The sequence below is a fragment of the Pedobacter sp. 22226 genome, assembly GCF_052045455.1.
GTDB classification, from domain to species: domain Bacteria; phylum Bacteroidota; class Bacteroidia; order Sphingobacteriales; family Sphingobacteriaceae; genus Pedobacter; species Pedobacter jeongneungensis.
On the sequence record NZ_JBQEPB010000002.1, the window covers coordinates 328,155 to 342,002 of the forward strand.

Below are 13,848 nucleotides of genomic sequence, written 5' to 3' on the forward strand. Positions count from 1 at the left end.
ACTAAACTTAGCTTTATCTTCGTTTCAAGTATTTCTATATATAAGAATGACCGCTAACCAAATCCCAAATCAAAATTTAATATACCATTTGGCACAAATACATCCCCAGTATGGTTTAAAAGCGGTTAACATTCAACCTATTCAAAGATCTATATTCTATTATTTACCTGTAAAAACCCCTATGAAAACAAAAACTACCCTATCAAACGGCCTTATCGTTCTTGGTTTATTATTATTAGCCATCGGATGTAAAAAGGATCCTAAGCCGGTTGAAACCGGACCAACCACACCAACTTATTCTTTTACAGGTACCACTGCCGACGAACTCATGTTTGAAGATGGTGAGGCAATGGCGACCATGATTAGCGAAAACAGGCGGTTTAATGTAAGCAATGTATTGCGGATAACAGCCGTAAACAATACCACCATCGAGGTGGCTAATTTCGCTCCCGTAGATATTACCGATGCCACCATCCTGACCACTATTGCCGGTCAGCCCCAAAAAATCCAGCTGTTTCATATTGCAACCATTAAAGGGCATCGCGTTAAGCAGATACCTTATCCGTTTATTACCGGACAGACCGAATACCTGGATGTTAATCAGAAAACTGTAGACCTATCGGCTTATAAAACCAAAGGGATTGCTCCCGCTGATATCAGTTTCGAATTTACAGGCACCACGCCGCTTATAGAGAAGCTTAAAAAGCTGAGCATTATAAAGTGGCAGCCTAAAATGGAGGATTTTGATCCTCAGAATTTAGACAATAACTGGCTGGATGAACCAACAGCAAAACAATTCAGGATGTTTACCGGCTTCATGATCAACTTTGCCTACATGTACACCGATGCCACCATGAAAAGCCGTATTGTTAACGAATATGTGATCGGTAACGATGGCACAACCCCACTAACCACTGCCGAAAAGGAAGCAGACTGGATTAAGGCGCAAACACGCACCAAAATCAATTGCGGTTTAACCGATACCCGTAAAGTTAACGGCCTTGGTGGCGGAAGCACTTTTGGTATGCCAGACTGGGTTACTTTAAATTTTATGACCAATAGTTATACCACGCCTTTTCACGAAATGGGGCACGTGCTGGGTTACAATCATAGTTCATCAATGACTTACCCTCAAAACAACAGAGGCAACGTACCCGTATTTATGGCCAGGCAGAATGAAATGAATGCGGCCGGTGATTTCCCGGTGAGGTTAAATAATTACTATAAACCTGATGACATCCCTACCCCTAAAGCAAGTGCTGCGGCATCATTAAAAGCAAATAAATTAACTGAAGAGGGGATTCAGTAACCGGATAAACAGGCTGTAAACTTTTTGGAGATGAATTTCTCCAAAAAGACAGCATTTAAAGGTGTTGTTTAATGCTTCATAGCGTTCTGAGGGCTGGTTGTCGCAATTACCCCCTTAAGATGTCTGGAACATGCCTGACTTTATACCGTATTTAGGTGTTATTTTTGATTAAAATATTTACCTTAAATCATTTAGCTATGTTTCCTATTAAACCACACCTCTGGTTCGCCCAGGATAAAGCCAGAGAAGCCGCCGAATTTTATGCATCACTACTGCCCGGTTCGAGCCTCAATTATGTGAGTCATTTCGACATGCCGGGTGGCGGCCAGTGCGAAACTGTCGAATTTACTGTTGCAGGACAGCCTTTTCTGGGCATTAGCGCAGGGCCGGGTTTAACTGTTAGTCCTGCCATATCTTTCATGATCAATTTTGATCCTTCCCGCGATCCAGATGCTGCCAGACATATCGATGAAGTTTGGAACAAGTTACTCTCTGGCGGAAAGGTGATGATGCCGTTAGACCGCTATCCTTTTAGCGAACGCTATGGCTGGCTAAGTGATAAATATGGCATTTCATGGCAGTTAATCCTCACCAATCCTGCCGGAGAAGAAAGGCCGGTAATTGTTCCCTCCTTGTTATATACGGGCGATGTTGCCGGTAAAGCCAGTGAAGCAATAGATTTTTACTGTTCGGTTTTTAAAGATGGCAAACGTGGCACCACCGCACCCCGTACCGAAGATATTGGCCCCGACAAGGCCGGAACATTAATGTATGCTGATTTTTACATCAACGGTAGCTGGCTCGCTGCAATGGATAGTGCCCATCCGCATGGCTTCGGTTTTAACGATGCCGTGTCGCTGCTGGTTGTTTGCGATACACAGGAAGAGGTTGATTATTATTGGTCGGCATTAACTGCCGGAGGCGAATCCGGACAATGCGGCTGGTTGAAGGATAAATACGGTGTATCCTGGCAGGTAGCTTCAACCTTAATGTTTGAAGCACTTAAAAATGGAAGCCCTGAGCAGGTTGCAAGGGTTACGCAAACATTTATGACCATGAAAAAAGTTGATGTTGCCGCTTTGCAACAGGCCTATAATGGTTAGGTGAACACTTATATTAAATAAAAATGATCATGCGGATACTTAACCCACATGATCATTTCTTCATTTCTCAAAATAACAGGCTTTCTACGGCCGGTTATTTAAATCCTTTTGTTATTCAGCTGCTGCTTCGGCATTTATTGCGCTTACGGCGATTTCAGTAAGTGCTACATCTGTTGCTTTTTCGTTCTCCAGCGTTTGCCCTAAAAGCTCAGCCACATCACTGCGGTCTAAGTTTTCGGCAAAAACTTTTAGTGTACCATAAGTAGCAATTTCATAATGTTCTACTTTCTGTGCTGCAAGGATAAGTCCTGCATCGCGGATCATTGTACCTGCATCCGTGTCTTCAATAATACTTGTTGCCTCTTCAAGTAGTCCAGCCATAGCATCACATTTTTTTGCTGCAGGTTTTTCGCCAAGTAAACCAAATACCTGTTCTAAAGTATCAATGTGGGTTTGGGTTTCCTGTGTGTGTTTCTCAAAAGCTGCAGCAAGTTCAGTACTGGTTGCAGCTTTTTTCATTTTCGGAAGTGCTTTTACCAGATGCTTTTCTGCCCAATAAATATCTTTTAACTCATCCACAAAAAACTCGTGGAATTCAGAAGGTTCTATTTTACCAGCGGTATTGCCACTAGCTTTTTTAGTTGTTGTTTTGCTGGCAGCCTTGGCTGTAGCTGTTTTTGTTGTAGTTGCCATATCCTTAATTATTAATTTTCGTTTGACTTAAGAACTGCGCTCAGCACAAATGGTTTAGGGAAATAAACAAACAGGTAATTTTACGGTGATTTATACGTATTTATCCCATCACGAGTTTGTTACCTTTTTTTGATTTATCTGGTAAAACGCAAAACAATTTTTCAGGTACAGTTATTTTTAATGAAACACCGTTATGGAAAGAACAGGATTTAAGTCGTTCGTGAACAGGTATTTAATTTGCGGAATGTTGGATTGGAGAAACGCTGAAAACAAGAAGTTTAATCCCGGTGAAGGCCGATAAAACCGGACGCATCAAGGCGTTCGGTTTTTTTTGTTGAGTTAAAGATTCACTCCTTTGCTAAAATGAACAGCATTATTTAAAACTTTATGGAATGAGGAGTGTTATTTCAAAGCCTGACAATTTCGACAATCCAAGAAAGCCTTGTCCTGATCAAGGTTTAACCATAATGAAAAATATCATTTTAGCAGAAGATCATAAGGTCATCAGGAACGGACTTAAAATGCTCCTCGAATCTACAAACGAATATAAAATCGTTTATGATGCCAATAATGGTCAGGAAGTGATCGATGCAATCGGTAGGGGAATACAGGCAGACCTGATCGTTTCAGACATTGGTATGCCTGTGATGGATGGAATTACGATGGTTAGCGCATTAAAAGAACAAGGCATTCAGATTCCGGTACTGATTATTTCCATGCTGGAAGATGATTCCCATCTTTACCAAGCCATAAGGGCAGGGGCTAAAGGGTTTCTTACTAAATCTGTAGATTCAGACGAATTGTTTTTTGCTATTTCAAGAATTGTTAACGGAGAGCGCTATATCTGCTCTGGACTTTCTGTAAAGATAGTTGACCGGGTTATTGATTCAACCATTTTACCTGGCGGCGTTATGCAGGGAGCCGAACTTTCTTCCAGAGAGATCGAAATTCTTCAGCTCATTGGCCAGGGACTTACCAATATAGAAATGGCCGATAAGTTATTTATTTCACGCCGGACTGTTGAGGGCCACCGCCAAAACCTGATCGATAAAACCGGTGCCAAAAACACAGCTGCATTAATGCGTTTCGCCTACACCAAAGGAATTCTAAACTGATAAAACGCCTGTCTCATGGTGAAAATAAATGGTATTTATCTTTTAAAGCGAAACTCAAAAAATAGCATTTCAGGTATTTTGCGCAGATAAAAACGTATTTTCCACAAGTAAAGCTTCTGAAGCACCCTATGGTGTTTTTATCATAATGTATAAAAAAGAGGAAAGTAATTTAATCATTGCTTTCCTCTTTTAATTTCTTAGCGGTATTGTTTAAGGTATTTTTTTAACAGGATCCTGGCCTCATGGATGTATGTTTTAACCGTTCCCAGCGGCAGTTGCAGTTCATCAGCAATTTCATGGTATTTGTATCCTTCAAAGTAGCGGATAAAAGGAACTGAATATTTTTCGGGCAACATGGCCAGCGCCAGATTAATATCCTGCATAGCAAAACTACCTACTGAGCCATTGGTGGTTGCACTATGATAAAGATTGGCAGAAGTAATATCGTCTTCCTGTACAGTACGATCGCGGGTTTTAAGGTTTTTTTTGTAATTGTTGATAAAGGTATTCTTCATGATCACAAAGAGCCATCCTTTAATGTTCGTACCATCTTCAAATTTAGATACAAAGCGGGTAGCCTTGAGCAAGGTTTCCTGCAGCAGGTCGTTCGCATCTTCGGGATCTCTTGTGAAATTAAGCGCGTGCGATCTAAGTGACGACGCGTGAAAACTGATGGTCTCACTGAATTCTTTCTGTGTCATAACTTTTTGTTTTAGCGTATAACCATCCGAAACAAATCCTATACCATTTGCACGTACCATTATATGCCTAATGGTACCATACAGGTATTTTTCGCGCACCCCGTATTTATACCTGCCTAAGAAAAATTCGGTAGTCATCATAATGGGATATCACCCTGTGGTTACGTTTAGTATCTGGTTAATATATGGTGCCAATCCGTTAATTGCCGACCACTATTGTGCCTGGCATTTGTTAAATTTGTTTGCCTGTTTTCAAAATCAATAATTGCCTGCATGCCCGTGTAGCATTTATCCCGTTAGTTGCTGTTTATGAGCCATTTCTTTAAACCCTTTTTAACATTTATTCTGGCATTTACGCTATACTTTAATGCGCATGCTCAAAAGCAAAACCTTGCTGCCAAACCGAATATCCTGCTGATTTTTGCTGATGATCTTGGCTACATGGATTGTGGCTTTACCGGAAGCAGGATGATGGAAACCCCTAACATTGATGCGCTTTCGAAAAAAGGTATGGTATTTACCAATGCTTATGCAGGGGCAGGCAACTGTGCACCCAGCCGGGCAGCGTTAATTAGCGGGCAGTATTCGCCACGTACCGGTGTGTACGCAGTAGGGAGTACAACGCGTGGCCCTGTTGATCTGATGCGGCTCGCTCCCGTGCGCAACAATGTTTCGCTCAGTCCATCTTTTAATACCATTGCCGAAGGATTGAAAGGTGAGGGATACGCTACTGCTATTTTTGGTAAGTGGCATTTGGCAGCTTCGAAGGAAACTCAGCCCCAGGCACAGGGATTTGATTTATATACAGAAGGGCCGAAAGAACAATCGGCTAAAGGGAGTAATGAAGCTGCTGATCCAAAAGGCGTGTCTTATTTAACCGATGCGGCCATTAAATTTATGCAAAACACAAAAGATAAGCCGTTTTTCGCTTATCTGGCGCACAATGCAATCCATTCGAAACTCGAAGCAAAAACAGAAACAATAGCAAAGTTTAAGAAAAAGGGATTAAGTGATAAAATGGCCGTTTATGCAGCCTGTACCTACGATTTTGATGCCAGTGTTGGCGTGGTAATGGAGTTTTTAAAAAAATCCGGACTCGAAAAAAATACCCTCGTAATTTTTACCAGTGATAATGGTGCCACACAACAATCTTCGCAGGAACCGCTCAGGGGAAATAAGGGATCGTATTATGAGGGAGGCATCAGGGAGCCGTTTATTGCTTACTGGCCGGGTCATATTAAAGCAGGCTCAGTAAATGCTGCGCCGATTATTAACCTCGATTTATACCCAACCTTTATGTCGTTAGCTGGCAATAATAAATTCAGGGGCGACGGTGAAGACCTGATGCCGCTTTTATCAGGACAAAAAACCGAAACCATCAGGAAATCGATATACTGGTATTTTCCGGGTTACCTCGATAATCCTGTAATCAGGGGAAGGGATAGGGTATTCCGCACCAGGCCGGTTGCCGTAATCAGAAAAGGAGATTTTAAACTTCTGCTTTACCTCGAAGAATGGATGTTAGATGGCGGTAAAACCAGAATTAACGAAAACAACGCTGTAGAACTATACAACATTAAAACCGACGAAGGGGAACATCTGAACCTGGCCAATACCAGCGAAGCAAAAAGAGATGAACTTCTGGCTGATCTTTTAAGCTGGATGGAAAAGACCAAAGCCCCGCTGCCCACTAAAATTACAGCGACCAATAAACCTGTTCAAGGTACGGTAAGCGGCGAAAATTAAGTATAAAATATAGCGAAAGATTTACCACATTTACCAGATGAAACCTGTTTTTTACCTTCTGATTTTAACCAATATATTCCTTACCGGCAGTAGCCTTGCGCAGGAAAAAAATAAAAAGACACCAAATATCATTTTTATACTCACCGATGATTTGGGTTATGGCGATGTTGGTGTATTCTTCCAAAATAAAAGAGCCGCAGATCAGGATAGGAGCAAGCCATTTACCCTAACACCACACCTCGATGAAATGGCCGCATCAGGGGCTACACTTCAACAGCATTATTGTGCTGCTCCGGTTTGCGCGCCATCAAGGGCATCGCTTTTGTTAGGGCAGAGCCAGGGACATGCCAATGTGAGGGATAACCAGTTTGATAAGGCGCTGGCCGATAATTATACCTTAGGTAATGTAATGCAAAAAGCAGGTTATGCTACGGTAGCCATTGGCAAATGGGGATTACAGGGCACCAAAGAATGGTCTGCCCATCCCTTAAACAGGGGTTTTGATTATTATTATGGTTACATGCGCCACTCCGATGGGCACGAGCACTACCCTAAAGAGGGTTTATACAGGGGAAAGAAAGAGGTTTGGGAAAATAAAACCGAAGTGAGTAAAGGTTTGGATAAATGTTATACAGGCGATTTATGGACGGCAAGAGCCAAAAAATGGATCATAGACCATAGCAAAAGCCAACATCCCGGTCAGCCGTTTTTTATGTTTTTAGCCTACGATACCCCGCATGCTGTTTTAGAGCTTCCTGCTTCCGCCTATCCTGCCGGTGGCGGGCTTAACGGTGGTTTACAATGGCTCGGAACTGCCGGGAAAATGATTAATACGGCCACAGGCACACCCGATAGCTATACACATCCCGATTATATTAATGCCACCTACGATGATGACCATAACCCGGCCACTCCTGAAAAACCATGGCCCGATACTTATAAAAGGTTTGCTACTTCAACAAGAAGGATTGATGATGAAGTTGGAGACATTTTACAGCTGCTTAAAGACCTCAAAATTGATTCGAATACGCTGGTGGTTTTCAGTTCCGATAACGGGCCATCGATAGAATCGTACCTTCCGAAACCTCAAGTGCCATACAGTGCTAACTTTTTTGATAGTTTTGGTCCGTTTGACGGAATAAAAAGAGACGTGCTGGAAGGTGGCATGCGGATGCCGGTTATTGCCAGGTGGACAGGGCACATCCCAGCCCACGCTATAGTAAATTCACCCAATATCTCTTACGACTGGATGCCAACTTTTTTAGATGCGGCCAGCTTACCTGCCCCGGCGGTATCGGATGGGGTTTCTTTGTTACCATCCCTAACTGGAAAAGGCAGCCAAAAGGAAAGTATGATTTATTCTGAATATTTTGAAGGCGGTAAAACACCATCTTATCCGGAGTATGCAAGTGTAAACCGTGGGAGGGTAAGGAACCAGATGCAGATGATCAGAATGGGTAATTTGGTGGGCTTAAGGTATGATATAAAATCGCATGCTGATCAATTTCAGATTTTTGATGTACTTAAAGATCCGCATCAGCAGCATAATCTCGCCGGAAGCGAAAATATGACTGCTCTTCAGGATAAAATGAAAAATAAAGTGCTTCAGGTGCGCCGTGTTGATGAAGAAGCTAAAAGACCTTACGATACTGAAGCAGTGCCCGCCATTGCAAATAATGCTGTAGTAAGTAATGGATTGTTATGGAAAACTTACCGTACTGCGGTAGAATGGGTACCCAACACCAATGGGCTAACGACAATTGCCGGTGGAAAAAGTGCAGGCCTAAGTCCTAAAACCAGCGATGCAGGCAACCTGGTTGCTATGGATGGATTTATCAAAATCCCTGCTGACGGAGATTATACCTTTTACCTGAGTGCAGAAGCTAAAGCATTGCTGAGGATCCATGATGCTGTGCTGATTGATGCTGATTTTGGTTATGCTCCAAAAAGTGTAAAACAAAGTACAATCAGGTTAAAAGCAGGTTTGCATCCCATTAAACTTTATTATCGAAAACCTGCAAAAGGGGAAGCAACTGTTAATCTGGAATGGTCTGCCGCTTCATTTAACAGGCAACCTGTTCCGCAGAGCGCATTCTTTAAATAGTGCAAACGAAAAAAGCCTGAAATCTTTTGATTCCAGGCTTTAATTTTTTCGGGCGGAGAGCGAGGGATTCGAACCCCCGGACCTGTTACAGTCAACAGTTTTCAAGACTGCCGCATTCGACCACTCTGCCAGCTCTCCGCTGCAAAAGTAGGAATTTGGAGCAAATCTGCAAACCTTTTCCAGTCAAATATTTTAATTAATGTTTTAAGCCTTGCTAATCATTTAGTTAGAGGGCATAAAAAAATCAAAAACCATCGATATACAGCTCGTTTAAGCCGTTTATATTATAGTTTGGCATTTGTATTTTACACTAAACGGCCTGTTTCGGATAAATTTTCTGATATTCTACCGATAAAATTCCATTTCCTTCGATGGCAAAACAGATTAAACCAACTAATACCGATACCGAAAACCAAAATTCTGAATAAGGCTTAAAAATGCCACCTGAGCTATTGATAAAAAATACGGCACCAATAAGTATGGGTAAATTAATAAGGCAGAATGTACGCGTGTAGGTGCCCAGGGTAATGGCTATGCCCCCTACAATGTGTAATACGATAATAAAATGTGCCAGTAAACTAATGCTTATTGCCGTACCTAAGAAAGCGCCCCTCATTAAATTGCTAAAGGCTTGCATATTGATGTAAAAATCAATGCCCTTCCAGATTAAAACAAGGCCTAATATGATTCTAAAATAGTCTAACCATTTTGGGTGGTGATGATCGCCCCAGTTTTCGATTTTCTTAAGCATGTTCATAACTTCTATATTTTGGTTAATACAATTTACGCATAATAAAGGAGAATAACAATGGCTGCTTAATGGTTTGATTTTGAGGATGTAAATGGAAGCAACTGGTAGATGAGAAGAAATTTCGTTATTGCGGGGAGGAACGATGTTAAGTGCCTGCCCATACATTCGGGGACAAATATTTTACCAGATTATTTAATCAGATTTAAAAGATTTCTCCATTACGCTACCGATGAAAATCGGTGAGCTTCAGTCGAAATGACGGTACTGTTTTAAGTAAATTCTCCTGTTGTTCATATTAATTTTATAACCATAAATTATCCCTTTTTCTTCTCAGCAAGCCTGCTGTTTAAATAATCAGTGGGCGACATACCAAACTGTTTGGCAAAGTTTCTGCCAAAGTGCGATTGTGAGCTGTAGCCTACCATTTCTGATATTTCATATATTTTCAGCATGCCTTCATTCAAAAACTCAGCAGCTTTTTTCAATCTTGCTAAATTGATCAGCTCATTAGGGCTCAGGTTAGAAATAGATTTGATTTTGCGGTACAAGGTAGGGCGGCTCATGTTCATTTTTTCGGCCAGGTGTTCTACATCAAGGTCGGGGTTGCTGATGTTTTTATTAATGGTATCCTGCAGTTTCTCCAGAAAAATCTCATCTGCTTTAGAATAGGCAATACTTTTAATATGCAACAGGGGAGAACTGGAGAAATATTCTTTTATTTTGTTCCTGTTTTTAATCAGGCTGGAAATCTGTACCTGGAGAAATTCTGGCGAAAAGGGTTTTTCTACATAAGCATCCGCACCCAGTTCCAGGCCTTCTATTTTCGATTGCAGCGAATTTTTTGCTGTCAGCAGGATCACGGGGATATGGCTAAACTCCAGGGTTGATTTTACTTTCGCACAAAATTCAAAGCCATCCATTTCGGGCATCATCACATCGCTGATAATGAGCTGAACAATTTCGTGCTTTAAAATTTCCAAAGCTTCCACACCGTTTCGGGCTTGCAATACCTGGTATTTTTCTTCCAGGTCATCAGATATAAAATCGAGGATGTCTTCATTATCATCGACCAATAACACTACGTTTTTCTCTACTTCCTGGTGATCTTTCATGGTGAGCGTACCTACAATTTCTTCCATTTTCCGTTCAGGTTAAATTCTATAAGTTGATGGATGGGCAGTTCTAATACAAATATATTAAAATCGTGGTCATTAATATCCAGGTACAATTCGCCGCTATGCAGCTGTGCGAGCGATTTGGAAATGGAAAGGCCAATGCCGGTTCCGGTAGCAATCTGAGTTTCTTTGGCCCTGAAAAAGGGTTCAAAAATCTTCTCCTTAATTTCGAAAGGTATTTTATGACCATCGCTTTTTACGCATACCTTAAATCTATCCTGTTCGGCCGATTTCGATAAACTGATTTCGGCTGTCGTTTTTCCGTATTTAATGGCATTATCGGCCAGGTTACTGATGATTTTATAAAAAGCTTCAACATCGATATAAGCCTGAAATGCTTTTTCGGGCAGGTTGATGGTATAATTAATATTGTGCTGTTCGGCTGCGGGCTGAAACTGGAGAAAAACATCCTTTAATATCTCCTTAATATCGGCCTTTACAAAATTGAGCGAGAAATCGCTGGTTTCGGTTTTCCTGAAATCGAGTAACTGATTGGTGAGTTTGAGCAGGCGGTCGGTATTGCGCCCCATAATCCTCAAATTCTTTTCAATGGCAGGTACCTCATCAGCCTGTTTAATCAGTTTTTCCATCGGGCCGATAATCAGCGTTAATGGTGTTCTGATTTCGTGGGCAACGTTGGTGAAGAATTCGATCTTTGCCTGATACACTTCCTTTTGCTTTTCATGTTCGAAAACTTCCATGCGCCTGCTGTTTTTCAGTGCAATTTTTTGATGGTACCGCCGCACTAAAAAGAAAATAAGGACTCCGGCAGCCACTACATAAATAAAATAAGCCAACGGACTAAGGTAAAAAGGAGGGAGGATTTTGATGAGCAATTTTACATTTTTGCTGCTCCAGGTATTGCTGCCTTCTACCATTGCCTTTACTTCGAACACGTAAGTGCCAGGTGCCAGTTTGGTAAAATACACCTTCCGGTTGGTTTTTAAATATTCCCAGTCTTTATAAAGCCCGGTCATTTTGTAGGCGTATTCCGTCATTTCGGGCGAGCGGTAACTTAAAGCGGCAAAATCAATGCTGAATGAAGATTGGTTGTGGTTCAGCTCGATGGTATCGGTATATACGATCGATTTATTGGATATCGAATCGGCACCATTTAAACCTGTTCCGGTACTGTTGATCTGAAATCCGGTTAAAAACACTGGTGTTTGGTAAACCGTTGGTTTGAGGTCGGCAGGATCAAAGCTGATTAATCCCTTTACGCTTCCAAAGTAAATCCTCCCATCCTTGTCCTGATAAGCCGAATTGTAGTTAAACTGATCGGTAAGCAAACCATTCGATTTTGTATAGGTTTTGCTCAGGCCCGTAGCCGGGTCAAAATGAATAAGTCCCCTGGTGCTGCTGATCCAGAACTTATGCAAACTATCTTCTTCAATGCGAAACAGATAATTACTGGGGAAGCCGTTCTTTACACCATAACGTTTAAACCGGCGTGTTTTTTTATCAAATCTGGAAAGTCCGCCGCCATCTGTTGTGATCCAGATGTTGTGTTTGCTGTCTTCAAAAACACTGTTAATGGTGTTGTGGCTCAGGCTTTTTAAGTCATTCGCTTTATTACGGTAGTTTACGGCCCCGGGTTTGGATAAATTAAACTGAAAAACGCCATCATTAAAGGTGCCTGCCCAGATATTGCCATCATGATCTTCAATTACCGAATCGTAAAAAAGAAATGGAAGGCCCGCAATAGGTTCAAAATCGTCGCGTTTGCGGTTATAGCGGTAAATGCCATTAATGGTGCCTACTAATATTTCGCCAGCACGTGTTTTACAAAAGGTAACAATAAAATTGGTGCGTAAAGCATTACCAATGCCGGCCTGATAATGTTTAATTACCTTTTCGGTTTTCAGGCTGATCACATCCAGCCCGTGTTCAAAAGTACCTACCCAGAGTTTATCGCCATCTACCAGCAGGCCGTGAATATTGGAATAAGCAATGCTCCCCGGTTTTCCATCCGGAAGAAAATGTTTAAATGTTCCGGTTTTAAGGTCGAGCTTGTTCAGTCCGGCATCTTCCGTCCCGATCCAGAAATTTCCGGCCTGGTCTTTCGTAATTTCCCTTACATCGCTTCCACTGATGGAGTTGCTGCCTTTTTGCGGAAAATATTTGGTGAACAGCGAGGTATGGCTCGAATAATAATTTAGCCCGCCAAAATAAGTGCCTGTCCAAACGCCTCCTTCACGGTCCTGACAGATGGTATAAACCGCATTATCACTCAAAGAATAATCGTTATTGTACTGTTTTTGGATGTGTGTAATCTTTTCCGTCTCGTCGTTATAGATGTAAATGCCCGATTCGGTGGCAATCCAGAATTCATGAAGCCCGGTTTTTTTAATGTCCCTTACAAAAATCGGGGTTTGATCGTCGTTTAGCCTGATGATATTCTTCGATTGTAAGGTAGTCGGGTTAAATAATTTGACTCCCTGGTTGGTGGTACCAATCAGCAGCTGACCACTTTCGGTTTCTGCAATGCGCGATACCCAGCCATATTCGGGCTTTTGGTTTTTACCATTTACATTAAAGCTCTCAAAATTATTTTGTTTCGCGTTGTATTTTTCAAGCGTTCCCCTGCCGGTACTGATCCAGACACTCCCGTTTTTTAATATTGTAACCAGAGAGGCATCGAAAGGGGCATTGCTGGTAAAAAGCTTTATTTTTCTGGTGCTTTTATGATAGAGGTATATTTTAAAGGAAGATAAGATCCACAGGTTTCCGTTTTGGTCGCTACCCAGATCGATAATGCGCATGCCTTTGGTTTCTTTAATGAGGGAAAAGCGTTCTTTTGAGGGATTATAAGCATAAACACCTTCGTTGGTACCTACCCACAGGGTTTGCTCCTTGTCGTAATGCAACGCATAAATGAGGTCGTTGCCTAAACTCCCTGCCTTATCAGGGTCGTGGCGATAGGTTTTAAAAGAATAACCATCAAACCTGTTCAAGCCGTCTTTCGTGCCAAACCACATAAAGCCATTCCCATCCTGTACACTGCAAAAAGCCGTATTGTTCGAAAGTCCGTTTTCTACCTGGTAATGCCTGAAATAGTAAGGCTGTGCCGAAAGCAGTTTGGCAGAGAACAACAGATAGAAAAGGATGATAATTTTTTTCAAGATGTTTTGGTCAGCAGCTTCAAATATAT

General features: G+C 41.7%; 10 protein-coding genes and 1 tRNA gene. 5 read left to right on the top strand and 6 right to left on the bottom strand.

Going from position 1 to position 13,848, the window contains the following annotated elements; translation table 11 throughout:
• The first annotated feature begins 181 nt into the window (after positions 1-181).
• Both ACTJKC_RS04795 and ACTJKC_RS04800 read left to right on the top strand, forming a co-directional pair.
• Entirely contained in the window at positions 182-1,309 is a 1,128-nt protein-coding gene (locus ACTJKC_RS04795) for a hypothetical protein (protein WP_440790516.1), read from the top strand.
• Between the two features lie 197 nt (positions 1,310-1,506).
• Positions 1,507-2,412: a VOC family protein gene (locus tag ACTJKC_RS04800; RefSeq protein WP_440790517.1), complete on the top strand. Its 906-nt coding sequence runs from the start codon at positions 1,507-1,509 to the stop codon at positions 2,410-2,412.
• A gap of 111 nt (positions 2,413-2,523) precedes the next feature.
• Here ACTJKC_RS04800 and ACTJKC_RS04805 read toward each other — a convergent pair whose 3' ends face one another.
• Entirely contained in the window at positions 2,524-3,105 is a 582-nt protein-coding gene (locus ACTJKC_RS04805; protein ID WP_344848809.1) for a YciE/YciF ferroxidase family protein, read from the bottom strand.
• Positions 3,106-3,572: 467 nt separating this feature from the next.
• Here ACTJKC_RS04805 and ACTJKC_RS04810 point away from each other — a divergent pair, with 467 nt between their 5' ends.
• Positions 3,573-4,220 carry a response regulator gene (locus tag ACTJKC_RS04810; RefSeq protein WP_440790518.1) on the top strand — a complete coding sequence of 216 codons (648 nt, stop codon included), beginning with the start codon at positions 3,573-3,575 and terminating at the stop codon, positions 4,218-4,220.
• A 197-nt stretch (positions 4,221-4,417) separates the two neighbouring features.
• Here the strand turns inward: ACTJKC_RS04810 and ACTJKC_RS04815 are convergent, their stop codons facing one another.
• Entirely contained in the window at positions 4,418-5,062 is a 645-nt protein-coding gene (locus tag ACTJKC_RS04815; RefSeq protein ID WP_440790519.1) for an RNA polymerase sigma factor, read from the bottom strand.
• A gap of 168 nt (positions 5,063-5,230) precedes the next feature.
• Between ACTJKC_RS04815 and ACTJKC_RS04820 the strand changes: the two genes are divergently transcribed.
• Both ACTJKC_RS04820 and ACTJKC_RS04825 read left to right on the top strand, forming a co-directional pair.
• Positions 5,231-6,667 carry a sulfatase gene (locus tag ACTJKC_RS04820; RefSeq protein ID WP_440790520.1) on the top strand — a complete coding sequence of 479 codons (1,437 nt, stop codon included), beginning with the start codon at positions 5,231-5,233 and terminating at the stop codon, positions 6,665-6,667.
• 37 nt (positions 6,668-6,704) lie between these two features.
• Positions 6,705-8,771: a sulfatase-like hydrolase/transferase gene (locus ACTJKC_RS04825; RefSeq protein WP_440790521.1), complete on the top strand. Its 2,067-nt coding sequence runs from the start codon at positions 6,705-6,707 to the stop codon at positions 8,769-8,771.
• 53 nt (positions 8,772-8,824) lie between these two features.
• On the opposite strand, the gene ACTJKC_RS04830 is transcribed toward ACTJKC_RS04825, so the two are convergent.
• The 4 genes from ACTJKC_RS04830 to ACTJKC_RS04845 form a co-directional block, all read right to left on the bottom strand.
• Positions 8,825-8,909 (bottom strand) — tRNA-Ser (locus ACTJKC_RS04830).
• A 172-nt stretch (positions 8,910-9,081) separates the two neighbouring features.
• Positions 9,082-9,528 carry a DoxX family protein gene (locus ACTJKC_RS04835; protein ID WP_344848817.1) on the bottom strand — a complete coding sequence of 149 codons (447 nt, stop codon included), beginning with the start codon at positions 9,526-9,528 and terminating at the stop codon, positions 9,082-9,084.
• Between the two features lie 308 nt (positions 9,529-9,836).
• Positions 9,837-10,661, bottom strand: a complete 825-nt coding sequence (locus tag ACTJKC_RS04840) for a response regulator transcription factor (RefSeq protein WP_344848819.1) — start codon at positions 10,659-10,661, stop codon at positions 9,837-9,839.
• The gene (locus ACTJKC_RS04845) at positions 10,646-13,819 is read right to left on the bottom strand and encodes a ligand-binding sensor domain-containing protein (RefSeq protein ID WP_440790522.1); all 3,174 of its coding nucleotides are present in this window, start codon (positions 13,817-13,819) and stop codon (positions 10,646-10,648) included. Before ACTJKC_RS04845 ends, ACTJKC_RS04840 begins: the two co-directional genes overlap by 16 nt.
• Positions 13,820-13,848: the final 29 nt, after the last annotated feature.